Raw genomic sequence first — 17,999 nt, 5'->3', positions numbered from 1 at the left:
TGCACAAACCTATCGTCTGGAAACCGCTCGGTTAGGACTCACACGTCAACGAGCGCCTCTATTCCCTGGGGAAGGGTTCCATCACGCGCGGCCTCGCCGAGGAACGACAACAGCGTCCCACGGAAGGCCTGCGCCGCCCGAGTCGGCTCCACGTCCTTGCGGTGGGCGAGGGCGACCGTACGGCGCAGCCCGGGCAGCAAGGGCGTGCCCGTCAGCCTCGGCCGGTTCTCCAGGACCATCGAGGGCACCACCGCGATGCCCAGACCAGCCTCGACGAACCGCAGCACCGCGTCCATCTCCCCGCCCTCCACCGAGAAGCGCGGCTCGAACCCCGCCTGCCGGCAGGCCGCCAGCGTCGTCTCGCGCACGTCGTAGCCCCTGCGGAACATGACCATGGGCCGTCCGCGCAGGTCCTCGATCCGCATGTACGACCTGTGCCCCCGGGTCGACGCGGAGGCCACGACGAGGTTCTCGCTCAGGATCTCCTGGGTCACCAGGGACGGGTCGCTGCTCTGCAGCGGCAGGATGATCAGCGCCAGGTCGAGCTGGCCCCGGGCGAGGTCGCGGACGAGGTCGCGGGACCCTCCCTCCTCGACCTTCAGCTCCACGCCGGGGTAGTCGCGGTGGAAGCGGGCCAGCGCGTCGGCCAGCAGCCCGGCGCACAGCGAGGGGGTCGCGCCGAGGCGCACCCGCCCGCGCCGCAGCCCGGCGAGCTCGGCGACCTCGCGCCGGGCGGTCTCCGCGTCGGCGAGCATGCGGCGCGCGAGCGGGAGCAGCGCCTCACCCGCCGCGGTGAGCGTGACGTTGCCCCGGGCCCGGCTGAACAGGGGCGCCCCCAGCTCGGTCTCGAGGCTCTTGATCTGCTTGCTCAGCGACGGCTGGGCGACCCGCATCCGCTCCGCCGCCTGGGTGAAGTGCCGCGTCTCGGCCACGGCCATGAAGTAGGCCAGTTGCTGGAGCTGCACATTCAATAGCCTAGGGCTATCGCCGAAGCCGGCTCGATGCGCCCCCCGTGGTGTGAACGCGGTGTGAAATTCGTCGCACACTCTAGGGACCTTCGACTCTTGGAAACCGTGCGGGACAGAGCGCATAGCCGGGGGCTATCGAAACCAGATCTGTCATGACTTGGACGTCTGAACTGCGCGAACCTAGCGTGTGCATTCGTGACTGCCACTGTTGACCACTCTGTGGACTCCGCTTCCGCGGACCCTGCTTCTGCGGATAGGGGCTCGGCGACCGCTCCGGTTCCCACGCATGACGCACCTCGCAAGCCCGCCGCGCCCGCGCCGCGTACGCCCGCCCGTCGCGGCCTGCTCGGCACCTCGGCCGGCAGGAAGGCCCTCATGGCCGTCACGGGCGCGGTTCTCGTGCTCTTCCTGATCGGCCACATGCTGGGCAACCTCAAGATCTTCTTGGGCGCCGACTCCTTCAACCACTATGCCGACTGGTTGCGCACCGTGGGCTCGCCCGCGCTGCCGAACCGGACCCTGTTGACGATCACCGAGATCGTGCTCGTGGTCTGCGTCGTGCTGCACATGTGGGCGGCGGTGTCGCTCGCCCGCCGGGCGGCCAAGGCGCGGCCCGTGAAGTACGCGGCCAAGCGGAAGTCACAGGCCAACGGGTATGCCACGCACACCATGCGGTATGGCGGCGTGATCATCGTGCTGTTCGTGATCTGGCACCTGCTGGACATGACCTTCGGCACCGTGAACCCCAAGGGCGCCGACGCCACGCCGTACGACCGGATGATCGCCGGCTTCCAGCCCGACCGCTGGTGGGTGGCGCTGTTCTACCTCGTCGCCATGGTGATGGTCGGCCTGCACCTGCGCCACGGCCTGTGGAGCGCCTTCCAGTCGCTCGGCCTGACCCGCCGTCCCCGCGTCCGCAGCGCGCTGCAGACGACCGCCGTCGCGGTCTCCGCGGTGCTGGTGCTCGGGTTCGTCGCCGCGCCCGTCTGCATTCTGATCGGAGTGGTCAAGTGAAGTTCCGCCGCCGCGCCCAGCAAGAGAACCAGCAAGAGAACCAGCAGGAGAGCGCACCGCAGCAGAGCCGGAGCGCAGGAGAACCGGCCGTCGTCGGGCATTACCGAGTCGGCGAGCCGATCAGGGACACCAAGGCGCCCGAGGGCCCGATCGAGGACCGCTGGGACAAGCGCCGTTTCCAGGCCAAGCTGGTCAACCCGGTCAACAAGCGCAAGCTGACCGTCATCGTCGTCGGCACCGGCCTGGCCGGTGGCTCCGCCGCGGCCACGCTCGGCGAGCTGGGATACAAGGTCAAGTCGTTCTGCTACCAGGACTCGCCCCGGCGGGCCCACTCCATCGCCGCGCAGGGCGGCATCAACGCCGCCAAGAACTACCGCGGCGACGGCGACAGCGTCTACCGGCTGTTCTACGACACGGTCAAGGGCGGCGACTACCGCGCCCGCGAGTCGAACGTCTACCGCCTCGCCCAGGTCAGCGTGAACATCATCGACCAGGCCGTGGCGCAGGGGGTGCCGTTCGCCCGCGAGTACGGCGGCCTGCTCGACACCCGGTCGTTCGGCGGCACCCAGGTGTCGCGCACCTTCTACGCCCGCGGCCAGACGGGCCAGCAGCTCCTGCTCGGCGCCTACCAGGCCCTGGAGCGGCAGGTCGCGGCGGGGAACGTGGAGGTCCACACCCGCCACGAGATGCTGGAGCTCATCGTCAGCGGCGGCCGGGCCCGGGGCATCGTGGTCCGCGACATGGTCACCGGTGAGATCGAGACCCACCTCGCCGACGCGGTCGTGCTCGCCAGCGGCGGCTACGGCAACGTGTTCTTCCTGTCCACCAACGCCAAGGGCTGCAACACCACGGCGATCTGGCGGGCGCACAAGAAGGGCGCCTACTTCGGCAACCCCTGCTACACGCAGATCCACCCGACCTGCATCCCGCAGAGCGGCGACCACCAGTCGAAGCTGACGCTGATGTCGGAGTCGCTGCGCAACGACGGCCGCGTGTGGGTGCCGAAGCTCAAGGGCGACAACCGGGCCCCCGGCGACATCCCCGAGGACGAGCGCGACTACTACCTGGAGCGCATCTACCCGGCGTTCGGCAACCTCGTGCCGCGTGACATCGCCAGCCGTGCCGCCAAGAACGTCTGCGACGAGGGCCGCGGCGTCGGACCCGGCGGGCTCGGCGTCTACCTCGACTTCGCCGACGCCATCAGGCGGATGGGCCGGGAGGCCGTCGAGAAGAAGTACGGCAACCTCTTCGAGATGTACGAGCGCATCACCGGTGAGAACCCGTACGAGGTGCCGATGCGCATCTACCCGGCCGTCCACTACACGATGGGCGGGCTGTGGGTGGACTACGACCTGCAGTCGACCATCCCCGGGCTGTTCGTGGTCGGCGAGGCCAACTTCTCCGACCACGGCGCGAACCGCCTGGGCGCCTCCGCCCTCATGCAGGGCCTCGCGGACGGCTACTTCGTGCTGCCCACGACGATCGGCGACTACCTGGCCGGGGCCGGCACGTTCGGGCCGGTCGAGGAGGGCGACGTCGCGGAGGCCAGGAAGGCCGTCCAGGACAAGATCGACAAGCTCCTGTCCGTGAACGGCAACCGCACCGCCGACTCCTATCACCGGGAGCTCGGCCGGATCATGTGGGACTACTGCGGCATGGAGCGCACCGAGGAGTCGCTGCGCAAGGCGCTGGAGCGCATCCCCGAGCTGCGCGAGGAGTTCTGGAACAACGTCAAGGTGCCGGGCGACTCCGAGGGGCTCAACCAGGCGCTCGAACGCGCCGGCCGGGTGGCCGACTTCTTCGAGCTCGCCGAGCTGATGTGCATCGACGCGCTGCACCGTACGGAGTCGTGCGGCGGCCACTTCCGGGCCGAGTCGCAGGACGCGGACGGCGAGGCGCTGCGCGACGACGAGAACTTCGCCTACGTCGCGGCGTGGGAGTGGACTCCGGAGGGCCCGGTCCTGCACAAGGAAGAGCTGAACTACGAGTACGTCAAGATGACCCAGCGGAGCTACAAGTGAACCTGACCCTCAAGATCTGGCGGCAGAACGGCTCGTCGGACAAGGGACGGATGGTGACCTACCGGGTCGAAGACGTCTCTCCGGACATGTCGTTCCTGGAAATGCTCGACGTCCTCAACGAGCGGCTGATCCTGGAGGGCGACGACCCGGTCGCCTTCGACCACGACTGCCGCGAGGGCATCTGCGGCATGTGCGGCATGGTCATCAACGGCGTCGCGCACGGCGAGCAGAAGCTCACCACGACCTGCCAGCTGCACATGCGGCACTTCAAGGACGGCGACGTCATCACGATCGAGCCGTGGCGGGCCGCGGCGTTCCCGGTGGTCAAGGACCTCGTCGTGGACAGGTCGGCGTTCGACCGGATCATCCAGGCGGGCGGCTTCATCTCCGTTCCCGCCGGGTCCGCCCCGGAGGCGCACTCCGTCCCGGTGCCGAAGGCCGACGCCGACGCCGCCTTCGACGCCGCCACCTGCATCGGCTGCGGTGCCTGTGTCGCGGCCTGCCCGAACGGCTCGGCCTCGCTGTTCACCGCGGCGAAGATCACTCACCTGAGCCTGCTGCCGCAGGGCCAGCCGGAGCGCGAGTCGCGCGCCAGGGCGATGGTCGAGCAGATGGACGCCGAGGGCTTCGGCGGCTGCACCAACACCGGCGAGTGCACGGCGGTGTGCCCCAAGGGCATCCCGTTCGACACGATCGCTCAGATGAACGCCGACTACCTCAAGGCCGCCTCCAAGTAACACGAGTTATCGCACGGCCGGCGCACGGATTCACGCCGCGCGCCGGCCGTGTCGTCACTGCCGGAACATAATCACCCCTCCTCCCGGGTAACGTGTGATTTGTGTTGGCGTAACACGCCTGCCGTGTCCCCGCAGGCGAGGGAGTGAGCATGCCCGTGACCGGTCCACGTTCCACCTTGAAGGTCGCGTCCGCAGTCCGTGGCGCGGCCGTAGTCGTGCGTGTGGAAGGCGATCTCGACGCCGGCACCGTTCATCTGCTGCACGACGAGTTGCACCGGGTCTGGGAGTCGTCAGGGACGTCCGTCCTCGTGATCGACGTCGCCGAGCTGGAGTTCTGCGACTCGCGCGGGCTGAGCGAGCTGATCTCCGCGTTGCAGCGTGGTCAGGCCCTGAACGTCCGGTTGATATTGAGCGGCGTGCAGGGCGTGCTGCGCCGGGTGCTGACGATCACGGGCCTGCGCAACGTGTTCGAACAGCACCCGACGGTCGCCGAGGCGCTCGGCCACGCGGCGGACGCGGGTCCGCGCCACCCCCGGCCGGGCGGCGAGCCCGACCCGGGCTCCGACGCCGGTGGGTTGTACGAGATCGCCGGCGACCGCTGAGCACGACCGGTCCCCGCCCTCCCGTCCTCCTTGCCTCCCCCTGCCTCGCGGGGTAAGTAGAGGTGTAACTTCTCTGTAGATCTTTGACCAGGAAGATCTCTCGGGACGAGGACAGGCGATGACGACGAGACTTGGCGTCACGGTGAGCCATGAGGCGACGCACATTCTCGTCACCTTGACCGGCGAGCTGGACGTGATCTCCGGAGAGCGGCTGCGCACCGTGTTCGGCAAGTTGTCGGAGGAGGGCGGCACCCGGTTGGTCGTGGACACCTCCGAGCTGACCTTCTGCGACTCCATGGGCCTGCGGCTTCTTCTGGAGGCGCACGACCGCGCCGTGGAGGCGGGCGGATTCATGAAGCTCGCCGGCGTGCGGGGCGTCTTCCGGAGGATCCTCACGGTGACCGGGCTGCACGCGGCGTTCCCCATCTACGAGACCGTCGCGGACGCCCTGGCGGCTGTGGCCGACTGACACGGCCGACTGACACGGCCCTCTGACACGGCCGTCACAGGCCGCTCTTCACCTCCTCACGGAGCTCGGACAGGTCGATCCCGGCGTCGGCCAGGATGCGGACGCCCAGGCCCTCGCCCTCCCGGATGACGCCGAGGAGGATGTGCCCGTCGCGGATGTCCTTGCTCTTCAGCGCGATGGCCTCGCGCAGCGCGAGTTCGAGCGTCTTCTTGGCCCGGGGACCGAACGGGGCCCGGCGCCCGCTGAGGAGCGCGCCCCGACGGTCGCGGCGCGGTTCCCGGTCGAGGGCTCCGACGCCGAAGACCTCCTCGATCCTCTCCCGGACGGCCGACAGGTCGATGCCGATCGTCTCCAGGGCCTCGGCGTCGATGTCCCCGCCCGTGGCGTCGCCGAGGATCCGGGCGACCTCCCCCCGCACCCGCTCATGGGTGATCCCGCGGGCGGTGAGGAGCCGGGCGGACAGCGTCTCCGGGCGGCTCAGCAGGCCGAGCAGCAGGTGCTCGGTGCCCACCTGCCCGTGCCGGAGCTCCCTGGCCTGCTCGTTGGCGTGCATGACGACCTGCCGCGCGTCGTCGGTGAATCTCTCCAGCATCTACTTCTCCCGTCTCAGCAGTCCTCGCCCGCCCGCGTACTTCTTGTGCACCGCCTGCCGGGACACCCCGAGCAGGAGCGCGATGTCCTGCCACGACCACCCCGCGGTGCGCGCGTTCTCCACCTGCAGCGCTTCGAGCCGTTCCACCAGGAGCCGCAGGGCCCGTACGGCCCGCAGACCGACGGCCGGATCGCGGCTGCCGGCGTCGCTCGCCAGTTGTGCCGTATCGCTCATGACGTCAACATAGGTTGACACGCTCGCTCATGTCAACCTTGGTTGACGCATTGATCGGCACGGGAAAACGATTTGCCGGTCGACCTGCGTGTTTGCGAGCCTGGAACGACCATGCGCTCTCTTCCTGTCGCCGATCCCGGCACTCCCGACGCCCGCGGGCCGCTGCGCTACCTGTGGTGGGTGGCGCGCGGCCATGCCGCCCCGATGCTGGCCGGAGCCGGCCTGGCGGTGCTGTGGTGGCTGGGGCAGGCGCTCGTGCCGGCGGCCCTGGGCAAGGCGATCGACGCGATGGCCGCGCGGGACGCGGGCACGCTGCTCAGGTGGTCGGCGGTGGTGCTCGGTCTCGGCGTGGTCCAGGCGGTCGCCGGTGTCACGCGCCACCGCTTCGCCGTCTTCACCTGGCTGGGGGCGGCCTACCGCACCGTGCAGGTGACCGTACGGCAGGCGGCCAGGCTCGGGGCGACGCTGCCGAAACGCCTGTCGACCGGTGAGGTCGTCAGCGTGGGCAACTCGGACATCGCGCACATCGGCAACGCCATGGACATCCTTCTGCGCGGCACCGGCGCGGCCGTCGCCGTCGTCGCGGTGACCGTGATCCTCCTCGCCACCTCGGTTCCGCTGGGCCTGGTCGTGCTGGTCGGAGTGCCGCTGATGGCGGCCGCGGTGGGTCCTCTGCTCAAGCCGCTGCACCGGCGCCAGCACGAGCAGCGCGACCTGCAGGGCGATCTGGCCACCCGGGCCGCCGACATCGTGGCCGGCCTGCGGGTGCTGCGCGGCGTCGGCGGCGAACAGGTCTTCGCCGCGCGCTACCGCGAGGAATCGCAGCGCGTACGGCAGGCGGGCGTGCGGGTGGCCTCGGTGGAGTCCCTGCTGGAGGGCGCCCAGATCCTGTTGCCCGGCGTGCTGATCGCGTGCGTGACCTGGCTCGGCGCGCACTTCGCGCTCGACGGACGCATCACTCCCGGTCAGCTCGTCGCGTTCTACGGCTACGCGGTCTTCCTGATCGCGCCTCTGCGCACGCTGACCGAGGCCGCCGACAAGCTGACCAAGGGGCATGTGGCGGCGCGCCGCGTCTGCCGGATCCTGTCCCTGGAGCCCGAGATCACCGGCGGCGACGGCCGCTTGTTCCCCGGAGCAGGCATACTCCGCGACGGCGAGTCGGGCGTCGAGGTCAGGCCCGGCCGGCTCACGGCGCTCGCCGCGGCCGCGCCGGAGGACGCCATCGCCATCGCCGACCGCCTGGGCAGGTTCGCCCCCGGCGACGTCACGCTCGGCGGCGCGCCGCTGGCGAAGCTGCCGCTCACCGAGGTCAGGCGGCACATCCTGGTGGCCGACAACGGCGCGCGGCTGTTCACCGGACGGCTGCGGGACGAGCTCGACGTGCGGGGCACGGCCAGCGACGAGGACGTACGCCAGGCGCTGTACGCCGCGTGCGCCGAGGACATCGTGGCGGCGCTGCCCGAGGGCCTGGACGCGCACGTGGCCGAGTCGGGCCGCGAGTTCTCCGGCGGCCAGCAGCAGCGGCTGCGGCTGGCCCGGGCGCTGCTCGGCGACGCGGAGATCCTGATCCTGGCCGAGCCCACCAGCGCCGTCGACGCGCACACGGAGGCGCGCGTCGCCGAACGGCTGGGCAAGGCGCGGTCGGGCCGCGCGACCCTGGTCTGCACGACCAGCCCGCTCGTGCTCGACCGGGCCGACCACGTGCTGTACGTCGAGGGCGGCGTCGTACGGGCCGAGGGCAGCCACCGGGTGCTGCTGGAGACCGAGCCCGCCTATCGGGCCACCGTCACACGCGAGTTGACGCGAGGGGAAGACTGAGCATGGCCCGCGAGATCCTGCCGGTCGCCGACAGGGCGCAGGTGCGCGCCTACGCGCGGCGGCTGACGCTGAAGTATCCCCGCGAGCTGGGCCTCGCGCTGGCCCTGCACGCGCTGGCGGCGGCCGCCGGGCTCGTCGCGCCGCGCATGCTCGGCGACCTGGTGGAGGGCCTGGCCAAGGGCCGGACCGACCTGCGTGTGGACGCCGTCGCCCTGGCCATCGGCGCCTTCGTTGCCGTGCAGGCCGTGCTGGTCAGGTTCGCGGTGTACGCGTCGTCGCGGCTGGGCGAGAAGGTGCTGGCCGAGCTGAGGGAGGACTTCGTCGGCCGGGTGCTCGCGCTGCCGCTCTCGACGGTCGAGCGGGCCGGTTCCGGCGACCTCATCACCCGTACCTCCAGGGACGTGGACGCGCTGTCCCGGAGCGTGCGGCACGCCGTGCCCGAGACGCTGATCGCGATCGTGACCGGCGTCTTCGTCGTGGGCGCGGTGGTCCTCGTCGGGCCGGTGATGGCGGTGCCGTCGCTGGTCGCCGTGCCGCTGCTGTGGGGCGCCACCCGGTGGTACCTCAACCGCGCCAGGGACGGCTACCTGCGGGAGAACGCGGCGTACGCCGACATGACCGAGGGCCTGGCCGAGACCGTCGAGGGCGCCCGCACGATCGAGGCGCTGGGGCTGGAGGGCCGCCGCCGGGACCGTACGGACCGGGACATCGCCCGGTCGTTCGCCGCCGAGCGGTACACCCTGGGCCTGCGCATGGTGTGGTTCCCTGCCGTCGAGTTCGGCTACGTGGTCCCGGTCGTGGCGACCCTGCTCATCGGCGGGCTGTTGTCCATCGAGGGCTGGGTGACGGTGGCCCAGGTGACGACCGCCACGCTCTACGTCCAGCAGCTCATCGACCCGCTCGACCGGCTGCTCTCGTGGGTGGACGAGCTTCAGGTCGGCGGGGCCTCGATGGCCCGGCTGCTGGGCGTGGCCAACGTGCCCGACGACCGGGTCGCGGGCGACGCCCGGCCGGTGGGGGAGGAGCTGAAGGTCAGCGGCGTACGGTACGCCTACCGCGAGGGCCATGACGTGCTGCACGGCATCGACCTCGACGTACGCCCGGGGGAGCGCCTGGCCATGGTCGGGCCCTCAGGGGCGGGCAAGTCGACGCTGGGCCGCCTCATCGCCGGGGTGCACGCGCCGGGGAGCGGGTCGGTCACGGTCGGCGGGGTGCCGCTGGTCGAGCTGCCGCTCGACGAGCTGCGCGGGCACGTCGCCCTGGTCACCCAGGAGCACCACGTGTTCCGGGGGACACTGCGCGACAACCTCCTGATCGCCAGGCCCGACGCCTCGGACGCCGAGGTGCGCCGAGCGCTGGAGGCCGTGGACGCCTGGGAGTGGGTGGCGGCCCTGGGCGATGGATCCGGCGAGGAGTTGAACACGGCGGTGGGCTCGGGCGGCACGGCGATCTCCCCGGCCCAGGCGCAGCAGCTCGCGCTCGCCCGGCTGGTGCTGGCCGACCCGCACACGCTCGTCCTGGACGAGGCCACCTCGCTGATCGACCCGCGGGCCGCCCGCCACCTGGAGCGGTCGCTCGCGGCCGTGCTGGAGGGCCGTACGGTGATCGCCATCGCGCATCGGCTGTACACGGCGCACGACGCCGACCGGGTGGCCGTGGTGGAGGACGGCCGGATCAGCGAGCTGGGCTCTCACGACGACCTGGTGGCGGCGGGCGGTGCCTACGCCGCGCTGTGGGACAGCTGGCACGGCACCGCCGGGTAGTCCCGTCAGCCGGTGATGTGCAGCGACTTCTTGAGGAAGTCGAGCTGCAGGAGCAGCAGGTTCTCCGCGACGACCTCCTGCGGCGTCATGTGGGTGACGCCCGACAACGGGAGCACGGTGTGCGGGCGGCCGGCCGCGAGCAGGGCCGACGACAGCCGCAGCGTGTGCGCGGCGACCACGTTGTCGTCGGCCAGGCCGTGGATCAGCAGCAGCGGACGCTCCAGCTTCTCCGCGTCTCCCTTCTCCGTGTCTCCCTTCTCCGCGTCACCGAGGAGGGACGACCTCTCGTAGTGCCCCTCGTCGGGGTGGCCGAGGTAGCGCTCGGTGTAGCAGGTGTCGTACAGGCGCCAGTCGGTGACCGGCGCCCCGGCGACGGCGGCGTGGAACACGTCGGGGCGGCGCAGCACGGCGAGCGCGGCGAGGTAGCCGCCGAACGACCAGCCCCGGATCGCCACCCGGGAGAGGTCGAGGTCGCCCGGGTGCAGGGCGGCCACGCCCTGGAGGGCGTCCACCTGGTCCTCCAGCGAGATCGTGAAGTCGTGCAGCATCTCGCGTTCGAAGGCCGGGCCGCGCCCCGGCGTGCCCCGCCCGTCGGCCACGATCACGGCGAAGCCCTGCTCGGCCCACCACTGGGACTCCAGGAACATCCGCCGGGCCGACAGCACGCGCTGGGCGTGCGGCCCGCCGTACGGGTCCATCAGGACGGGCAGCGGGCCCGAGCCGGGCACGTGCCACGAGGGCAGCAGGATCGCCGTGGACAGCTCGCGCGAGCCCGCCCGGACGAGCGACACGCGCGGCTCCAGGCCGGGCCGCTCGGCGAGGGACTTGACGGAGACCGAGCCCTCCGCCCGGACGACCGACACCGTCGTGCCCTCGGTGTCGAGGCTCTGCCGGGCGACGAGCGTCACGCCGCCCGCCCGCCGGCCGGAGTGGACGCCCGGTTCTGTCGTGACGGCGCTGATGGTGCCCGCCGTGTAGGTCCACAGGTGGATCTCGGTGGGCTCTCCGCTCGCCTGGAAGAGCACGGTGTCGCCGTCGACGTCGAGCACCGCGCGCACCTGCAGGGACGGCGGCGTGACCGGCTCGTCGCCGACCACGAGGCGGCGGCCACCGTCGGCGTCGGCCACCCATACGAGCGTCCCGTCGGACAGGCGGGCCGGGACGCCGGTGACGATGTCCACCCAGGCCGGGTCGGTGTCCTCGCGCAGGAGCGTCGTCTCGCCCGTGTCCGGGTCGGCCGACAGCAGGCGCATGGTCCGCTGGTCGCGGGAGAGCGTGACGATGGCGAGGCCGTGGGCGTCCCAGACCGCCGTCACCAGGTACTCCTGGTCGAACGGCACCGCCGTACGCGCGCCGTCCAGGCCGATGACGTGCAGCGTGACCTCGGCGTTGGCCGTGCCGGCGGCGGGGTAGCGCTGCGGGACGGGCTGACGATCGGGGTTGGCCGGGTCGGCGATGTGCCACAGGGGCACCGGCGACTCGTCCACGCGGGCCACGAGCAGGCGGTCGCCGGAGGGCGACCACCAGTAGCCGCGCATCCGCTCCATCTCCTCGGCCGCGATGAACTCCGCGAGGCCGTAGGTGACCGTGTCACCCTCCGGCGCTGCGATCACGGTGTCAGCTCCGGTGTCCGCGCCGGTGGCGATCTCCAGCACGTGCAGGGCGCCCCCTGTGACGTACGCGACCCGGGTGCCGGTGGGGTCGAGCCGGGGGTCGATGACCGGCCCGGCCGCCGGGAGCCGCCGCACCTCGCCCGAGGCGAGACCGGCCAGGTAGAGGTCGCCCGACAGCGCGAAGACGGCCTGCCGGACCTCCCGGTCCGTGGCGTACGCCACCACGCCGCCCGCCGACTCCCGCGACCGCTCGCGGCGGGCGCGCTCCTCCGGCGGCAGGTCCTCGTCGGCGGCGCCCAGAGCGAGAGGGTCGACGACGAGCCGCTCGGTTCCGGACGCGACGTCCAGCTCCCACAGGCAGGTCACCGGGTCTGTGCCCGACCTCGTCCTGAGGAAGGTCACCCGACCGCCGTCAGGGGAGATCGTGAAGTTGCGCGGCACCCCGAGGGTGAACCGCCGGGTCCTGGCATGCAACCGTGGGAAGCTCTCCGTCATAGCTCCTCATACTGCCAGCACGGGGGCACTACCCTCGGAGGCATGACTGACCGTCGCTTGCTGCTCGTGCACGCCCACCCCGACGACGAGTCCATCACCACCGGTGCGACCATGGCCAAGTACGCCGCCGAGGGGGCGCATGTGACGCTCGTGACCTGCACCCTGGGGGAGGAAGGCGAGGTCATTCCCCCGGAGCTCGCCCACCACGCCGCCGACAGGGACGACACGCTCGGCCAGTACCGCATCGGCGAGCTGGCCGCCGCGTGCAAGGCGCTCGGCGTCACCGATCACCGCTTCCTCGGGGAGGCCGGCCGCTGGCGCGACTCGGGCATGATGGGCGCGGCGACCAACGACCACCCCGGCTGCTTCTGGCGGGCCGACCTCGACGAGGCCGCGGGCGAGCTGGTCAAGGTGATCCGCGAGGTCAGGCCCCAGGTCCTCGTCACCTACGACGAGAACGGCTTCTACGGCCATCCCGACCACATCCAGGCGCACCGCGTCTCCTGGCGGGCCTTCGAACTGGCCGCCGACCCCGCGTTCCCCGGCGGTGAGCCGTGGCGGATCGCGAAGTTCTACCTCACCGCCATGCCCAAGTCGGTGCTGCGTCGGACCATCGAGACCATGCGCGAGGCCGACGTCGACTTCTGGGTGCCTGAGTCGATCGACGACATGCCGGGATGCGCCGACGAGGACGTGACGACGGAGATCGACGCCCGGCCCTACGTGGAGGCCAAGCTCGACGCGATGCGGGCGCACGCGACGCAGATCGCCGTGGACGCGCCGTGGTTCGCGCTGTCGAACAACGTCGGCCAGCAGGCCCTCGGGGTCGAGCACTTCATCCTGCGTGCCGGAGTCCCCGGCAAGCCCGGCATCGGCGCCCCGCCCGAGGCCGGCGGCCTTGGCGAGCCGTACAACCGCGAGGCCGACCTGTTCGCCGGCGTCGGATAAGTTGAGTGGCATGACCCAGGAGACGCAGGTCGCCGTCGAGACCGAGGACGCTCCCGGCCCGCTGGCCGGGGCCGTGACCGGTGCGGCGTACGGCGTGCTCTTCCTGCTGGGTGTGGTGCTCGGCGTTGTCGGGGGCTTCCAGCACGCGTGGTACGTCGGGCAGGTGCCGGTCGCCGCGATCGCCTGGCTGGTCGCCCTGTTCGCCGTGCCGTACGCCATGGGCCGGCTGATGGGCGGCAAGCTGGGCGCGCTCGTCCCCGCCGCCGGCTGGCTCCTCGCCTCGTTCCTGCTGGCCACGCCGCAGCAGGCCGGCGACCTCGCCATCGCGGGCAACTCGGCCGGCTACTGGTACCTGTACGGCGGCGCCGTCGCCGTCGCGGCCGCCGTGGTCGTCACGCGGTCCGCCGGTTCGTGGCTGCTGCGCTCGTACGGCCGTCAGTAAGGTTGTCTGAACGAGAGTGGTCGCGGATCCTGGGGACATGCGGCGGTCGCACCGGGTCCGGCAGGTCATCAACTACGTCAACCTCTCCACGCCCCTCGGGCTGCTGATCGCGCGGATCGGCGGAGCCCGCACCCACAGGGGGGAGCGGGGCCTTGTCTACGCGCACGGCTACCGCATCCCGTTTCCCGTCGCCGGGGCGTTCACCGTGGGAAACGTGATCCTGACCAAGCACGGGGAGGGCTATCTCACCGGCTGCCTGCTCGACCACGAGTCCCGCCACGCCACCCAGTACGCGTTCTGCGTCGGCCTGCCCATGCTCGCGCTGTACGTGCTCGCCTCGGCCGTCTCGTACGCCGTCTGCGGTCATCCGGCCTCGTGGAACCTTTTCGAACGGATGGCCGGTCTGGACGACGGTGGTTATCCCCGGGTGCATCCGTGGTGGAGGAGAAGGTGGAGGAGGTCGCGTTCCACCTGAAGGCGGAGGAAACATGAAGTGAATCGACCGGTCGTAGGAGGAATAATTTCGGCTCTGCGGGGATCATGGAGAGCGGAAGGGAGTTCCCCATGTCGCAGACGATTCAACCGGAAAGCCCTGAGGCACCAGAAATCCCCGTTTCTCCCGTTCCGAAAGCGCCGAGTGCGCCGATTGTTCGGCCTGCCGGACCCCGCCGGTGGCCGTCCAGCTTCGCCGACAGGCTGACCGCCCCTCTTCCGGACTTCCGCGAGGTCACCAGTGTCATGTGGCACGGGCAGCTGCGGCCCGACATCGGTGACAGCGACCAGATTCCCGTCCACCGTGTCGGCCTTCCCCGCGCCGCCGCGACCGAGACCGTGGCGACCTGGGTCGGCCACGCGACGTTCGTTCTCCAGATCGGCGGGCTGACCGTGCTGACCGATCCGGTGTGGTCCCGCAAGATCCCCGGTGTGCGCCAGCGGCTGACCCCTCCCGGCGTCGCCTGGTCCGACCTGCCCGAGGTCGACGCGATCGTGATCAGCCACAACCACTACGACCACCTGGACGCGCCGACGATCCGCCGCCTGCCGAGGGACACGGCCGTCTTCGTGCCTGCCAAGCTCGGCGGGTGGTTCCGGCGGCGCGGCTTCCGCGACGTGACCGAACTGGACTGGTGGGAGTCGGCCCGCCTCGGCGACGTGACGTTCGACTTCGTCCCGGCTCACCACTGGAGCCGCCGTACGCTCTGGGACACCTGCCGCACCCTGTGGGGTGGATGGGTGCTCACCTCCCCCGAACACCGGGTCTACTTCGCCGGCGACACGGCCTACGGGGAGCGGTTCGCCCAGATCGGCGAGCGTTACCCGGGCATCGACCTCGCTCTCATGCCGGTCGGCGCCTACGAGCCGCGCTGGTTCATGAAGGTCTCCCACGTCGACCCCGCCCAGGCCGTGCAGGGCTGCCTCGACGTGGGCGCGCGGCGGATGGCCACCATGCACTGGGGGACGTTCGTGCTGTCGGGCGAGCCGCTGCTGGAGCCCGTGCGCGAGGCCCGCGCCGTATGGGAGTCACGCGGCCTCGACCCCGCCGACCTGTGGGACCTCGCCGTCGGCGAGAGCCGTACGCTGCCCTGACGGGCTGGTGCCGGGGACGGCGCTTGCGGGAGGGCGGCTACGGCCGCTCTCCGAGCATCGCCGCGGCATCGGCCAGTCGCGTTCGCAGATGCCGGCGGAACGCCCGAGGCTCGGGGCAGGGCGTCTTGATCATCATCTGCTGGGCCTCGATCTCCGTCGTCAACCGCACGGTCAGATAATCCACCTGCAGCTTGCAGCGCATGTCCGCCGCCGCGGTGGCCGCCTCCCGCTTCTCACCCGGTTTCCGCCAGCACGGATCCACCCACGCCTTCACCGGCGTGGGATAGGCGTTCACCGCCCCCATGCAGCCGCCCTCCGGCACGCGGATGCCCCTGACCGTCTTCGGCCGCTGCCCGTCTTCGGCCCCTGCCCGCCCAGGACGGCACCCGCTGCCTGGCACGGGCGACGCGGTGACGGCGGCTCCGCTCGTCTGACACTCGCCGAGTGCGACAGCGGCGAGCACGGCGAGTGAAAGCAGACGAAAGCGCGAAACATCGTGCACGCCTGCATTCTTTTCGGCATTTACGGAATGGCGAACCGCGCATTTCCGGGCGGTGGCAACGGCCCCGGCCCGGCGGCACCAGGTCGAAGGTGCCGCCGGAAAGCGGCATCGGCGGCCCTGGCACAATGCGGCCATGAGCTTCGCGACCGCTGATCTCTACGACGCCCACGGCGACGCGCTGCGCAGTTGCGTCACCCAGTTCCGCTCGTACGGCTCACGGGCGCGATTCTCCGGCCAGATCTCCACGGTCCGCTGTCTGGAGGACAACGCGCTCGTCAAGCAGGTGCTCGCCACGCCAGGCGAGAGCCGGGTGCTGGTGGTCGACGGCGGCGGATCGCTGCGCACGGCGCTGCTCGGCGACATGATCGCCACCTCGGCGGTCGAGAGCGGCTGGGCGGGCGTGGTGATCCATGGCGCGGTACGGGACACGGCGGCGCTGGCCGGGCTCGACCTCGGCGTCAAGGCGCTCGGCGCCAACCCTCGCAAAAGCGCCAAGACCGGCCTGGGGGAGATCGACGTCCCGGTGACCTTCGGGGACGTGACCTTCGCTCCGGGAGAGTGGCTCTACAGCGACGAGGACGGCATCCTCGTCAGCGACCACCGCCTCGACGTCTGAGCTCCCCGGTGCCCCGGTCTGCTCGTGCCGCCACCCGCGGCCCGCTACACCCGCAATCGCCTGGTGTGGGTCGGCTGGTAGGTGAAGGTCCAGCGGTCGGTGCCGGTCTTGCGGCGGGTGTAGCGGTCGGGGTGGCGATAGCGGTCGCGGTTGTGGAATTGGCAGGCGGGGCCGAGCAGTTTGAGGTTGGTCAGGCCGCCGGTGCTCCAGTTGTCGGCGTGGTCGATCTGGCACATGGTCGCGGGTAGTGGGCAGCCGTCGATCCAGCAGGTGGCGTAGCGGGCGTAGATCGCGCGTCGTTGGGCGGGGGTGGCCAGGCGGACCTTGCGGCCCATGTCCAACACCTGCCCCTCGGCGTCCATCACCAGCCGCACCAGGGTGCTGGTGCGGGCAAGCCGGTGCACGCTGGAGACCGGCAGCACCTGCCCGGTGGCCAGCAACAACCCCGGCGCTGTCCCCAGCACCGCCCCCGGCAATGACCCCGGTGACGCTCCCGGTGACGCTTCCTGCGCCGCCCCGAGCGGCGTTCCCGGCGCTGTTCCCGGTGGCCTCCCCGGCGGTGTGCCCGGTTCTGGTCCCGGCGCTGTTCCCTGCACGCCCGGTGCCGTTCCCGGCGTCTCGGGTGTCCCCGTCGCACAGGAGCACCGCGCCTCGCCGCCGCACCCGAACACGCCAAGGCCAAATGCCACGTCCTGTTGAGCCTGGCCCTGCTCATCGCTGCCTTGCTCGCCGCCGCGCCCGCCCGTGCCCTGGCCATCCGCCACGTCCGGCTCATCGCCGTCCGGCTCGTGGCGGCGGTCCGGCTCATGGTGGCTCTGTCCACGGCGCACGTCGTTGTGGCCTTCGGGCGTGCCCTGCGCATGCCGGCGGTCCCCCGCAGGCTGGTGCCCGGCGTGGGCGTGATGCGCAGCGGCGTCCTCGGGAGGAGGATCCGGCAATTGCGCTGTGTGCGGAGGCGCCGTGTCCGGAGGCGTGCTACCTCCGGATGCAGGCCATGCTGCTGCGTGCCTGGCACGCGTTGTTCCAGTGCGGGCCGCAGCACGATCGCAGTCTCCGCCCTTGGCGCGCACGGTGCCCTCGCCCTCGGCAGCGGCCTTGCTCGCGTCAACATCACCCTCGGCAGAGGCGGCGCTCATGGGGGCGTGGTCGCCGGTGTCTTCGGTGTCGTTTGGGTCGGTGTCGTTCGCGTCGGTGGGGGAGTCGTCTTCGGAGTGGTCGTTGTCGAGGTCAGCGGGTTGGGGGTCGGTGGGGAGGGATTCGGCGTTGACCAGGACCAAGAGCTCGGTGGCGATCTTCTCCTCCAGCAGCGCGATGAACGCATCCGCGTTACGCACTCGCAGCGGGCGGTCATCGCCCTCCGCGCGCGGTTTTGCATACGCGTCCAGCAGCGCCCGTAGCCGGGCGGCCGCCTCGCGCGGGAGGTAGAACTCGCCTTCCAGCCCGCCAGCTTTGGTGGGGCGGACCCGCAGGAACCGCCGCGCGTAGTCGGCCTGCTCGTCGCGGTCTTCCCCGTCGGGGTCGAGCACCGCGCGTAGGTAGCGGCCGGCTTTGGCCACCTCCGCCGCCCCGGCCTTGCCC

18 protein-coding genes are annotated in these 17,999 nt (G+C 71.3%); 12 read left to right on the top strand and 6 right to left on the bottom strand.

Going from position 1 to position 17,999, the window contains the following annotated elements:
- Positions 1 to 38: 38 nt before the first annotated feature.
- Positions 39 to 965 carry a LysR family transcriptional regulator gene (locus FLW16_RS33590; protein ID WP_142564283.1) on the bottom strand — a complete coding sequence of 309 codons (927 nt, stop codon included), beginning with the start codon at positions 963 to 965 and terminating at the stop codon, positions 39 to 41.
- 198 nt (positions 966 to 1,163) lie between these two features.
- Between FLW16_RS33590 and FLW16_RS33585 the strand changes: the two genes are divergently transcribed.
- From FLW16_RS33585 to FLW16_RS33565, 5 genes are all read left to right on the top strand, one after another.
- Positions 1,164 to 1,982 (top strand): succinate dehydrogenase cytochrome b subunit, encoded by an 819-nt coding sequence (locus FLW16_RS33585; protein ID WP_260615856.1) that lies wholly within the window; start codon positions 1,164 to 1,166, stop codon positions 1,980 to 1,982.
- A gap of 119 nt (positions 1,983 to 2,101) precedes the next feature.
- A complete protein-coding gene (locus FLW16_RS33580; protein ID WP_142564446.1) occupies positions 2,102 to 4,003 on the top strand; it encodes a fumarate reductase/succinate dehydrogenase flavoprotein subunit in 1,902 nt (633 codons plus the stop codon).
- On the top strand, positions 4,000 to 4,740 hold the full coding sequence (locus FLW16_RS33575) for a succinate dehydrogenase/fumarate reductase iron-sulfur subunit (RefSeq protein ID WP_139579333.1): 741 nt from the start codon (positions 4,000 to 4,002) through the stop codon (positions 4,738 to 4,740). Before FLW16_RS33580 ends, FLW16_RS33575 begins: the two co-directional genes overlap by 4 nt.
- 149 nt (positions 4,741 to 4,889) lie before the next feature.
- Positions 4,890 to 5,342 carry an STAS domain-containing protein gene (locus FLW16_RS33570; protein ID WP_142564281.1) on the top strand — a complete coding sequence of 151 codons (453 nt, stop codon included), beginning with the start codon at positions 4,890 to 4,892 and terminating at the stop codon, positions 5,340 to 5,342.
- 118 nt (positions 5,343 to 5,460) lie between these two features.
- On the top strand, positions 5,461 to 5,811 hold the full coding sequence (locus tag FLW16_RS33565; protein WP_142564279.1) for an STAS domain-containing protein: 351 nt from the start codon (positions 5,461 to 5,463) through the stop codon (positions 5,809 to 5,811).
- 34 nt (positions 5,812 to 5,845) lie between these two features.
- On the opposite strand, the gene FLW16_RS33560 is transcribed toward FLW16_RS33565, so the two are convergent.
- Both FLW16_RS33560 and FLW16_RS33555 read right to left on the bottom strand, forming a co-directional pair.
- Positions 5,846 to 6,403, bottom strand: a complete 558-nt coding sequence (locus FLW16_RS33560; RefSeq protein WP_142564277.1) for a Clp protease N-terminal domain-containing protein — start codon at positions 6,401 to 6,403, stop codon at positions 5,846 to 5,848.
- On the bottom strand, positions 6,404 to 6,637 hold the full coding sequence (locus FLW16_RS33555; RefSeq protein ID WP_079316659.1) for an RNA polymerase subunit sigma-70: 234 nt from the start codon (positions 6,635 to 6,637) through the stop codon (positions 6,404 to 6,406).
- Positions 6,638 to 6,748: 111 nt separating this feature from the next.
- Here FLW16_RS33555 and FLW16_RS33550 point away from each other — a divergent pair, with 111 nt between their 5' ends.
- Together FLW16_RS33550 and FLW16_RS33545 are read left to right on the top strand one after the other, a co-directional pair.
- Positions 6,749 to 8,455, top strand: a complete 1,707-nt coding sequence (locus tag FLW16_RS33550; RefSeq protein ID WP_142564275.1) for an ABC transporter ATP-binding protein — start codon at positions 6,749 to 6,751, stop codon at positions 8,453 to 8,455.
- A gap of 2 nt (positions 8,456 to 8,457) precedes the next feature.
- Complete coding sequence (locus tag FLW16_RS33545) at positions 8,458 to 10,218, top strand: ABC transporter ATP-binding protein (RefSeq protein WP_142564273.1); 1,761 nt, start codon at positions 8,458 to 8,460, stop codon at positions 10,216 to 10,218.
- A gap of 5 nt (positions 10,219 to 10,223) precedes the next feature.
- Here the strand turns inward: FLW16_RS33545 and FLW16_RS33540 are convergent, their stop codons facing one another.
- A complete protein-coding gene (locus FLW16_RS33540; protein WP_142564271.1) occupies positions 10,224 to 12,326 on the bottom strand; it encodes a DPP IV N-terminal domain-containing protein in 2,103 nt (700 codons plus the stop codon).
- Between the two features lie 42 nt (positions 12,327 to 12,368).
- Between FLW16_RS33540 and mshB the strand changes: the two genes are divergently transcribed.
- The 4 genes from mshB (at position 12,369) to FLW16_RS33520 (ending at position 15,303) form a co-directional block, all read left to right on the top strand.
- Entirely contained in the window at positions 12,369 to 13,274 is a 906-nt protein-coding gene (gene mshB / locus FLW16_RS33535) for an N-acetyl-1-D-myo-inositol-2-amino-2-deoxy-alpha-D-glucopyranoside deacetylase (protein WP_142564269.1), read from the top strand.
- Between the two features lie 10 nt (positions 13,275 to 13,284).
- Entirely contained in the window at positions 13,285 to 13,716 is a 432-nt protein-coding gene (locus tag FLW16_RS33530) for a DUF6113 family protein (RefSeq protein ID WP_142564268.1), read from the top strand.
- 37 nt (positions 13,717 to 13,753) lie between these two features.
- Complete coding sequence (locus tag FLW16_RS33525) at positions 13,754 to 14,191, top strand: hypothetical protein (RefSeq protein WP_142564266.1); 438 nt, start codon at positions 13,754 to 13,756, stop codon at positions 14,189 to 14,191.
- A gap of 263 nt (positions 14,192 to 14,454) precedes the next feature.
- Positions 14,455 to 15,303: an MBL fold metallo-hydrolase gene (locus FLW16_RS33520; protein WP_260615854.1), complete on the top strand. Its 849-nt coding sequence runs from the start codon at positions 14,455 to 14,457 to the stop codon at positions 15,301 to 15,303.
- Between the two features lie 37 nt (positions 15,304 to 15,340).
- On the opposite strand, the gene FLW16_RS33515 is transcribed toward FLW16_RS33520, so the two are convergent.
- Positions 15,341 to 15,607 carry a hypothetical protein gene (locus FLW16_RS33515; protein WP_142564262.1) on the bottom strand — a complete coding sequence of 89 codons (267 nt, stop codon included), beginning with the start codon at positions 15,605 to 15,607 and terminating at the stop codon, positions 15,341 to 15,343.
- Between the two features lie 331 nt (positions 15,608 to 15,938).
- On the opposite strand from FLW16_RS33515, the gene rraA reads away from it, so the two are divergent.
- Positions 15,939 to 16,421, top strand: coding sequence for a ribonuclease E activity regulator RraA (rraA, locus tag FLW16_RS33510; protein ID WP_142564260.1), 483 nt, complete (start codon positions 15,939 to 15,941; stop codon positions 16,419 to 16,421).
- Positions 16,422 to 16,465: 44 nt separating this feature from the next.
- On the opposite strand, the gene FLW16_RS33505 is transcribed toward rraA, so the two are convergent.
- The coding region (locus FLW16_RS33505; RefSeq protein WP_142564258.1) for an HNH endonuclease signature motif containing protein at positions 16,466 to 17,999 on the bottom strand (1,534 nt) is incomplete at its 5' end.

Source organism: Microbispora sp. KK1-11, assembly GCF_006874435.1.
Taxonomy (GTDB): Bacteria; Actinomycetota; Actinomycetes; order Streptosporangiales; family Streptosporangiaceae; genus Microbispora; species Microbispora catharanthi.
The sequence above is the reverse complement of the archived record's forward strand: the minus strand, read 5'-3'. Positions and strand labels throughout refer to the sequence as shown.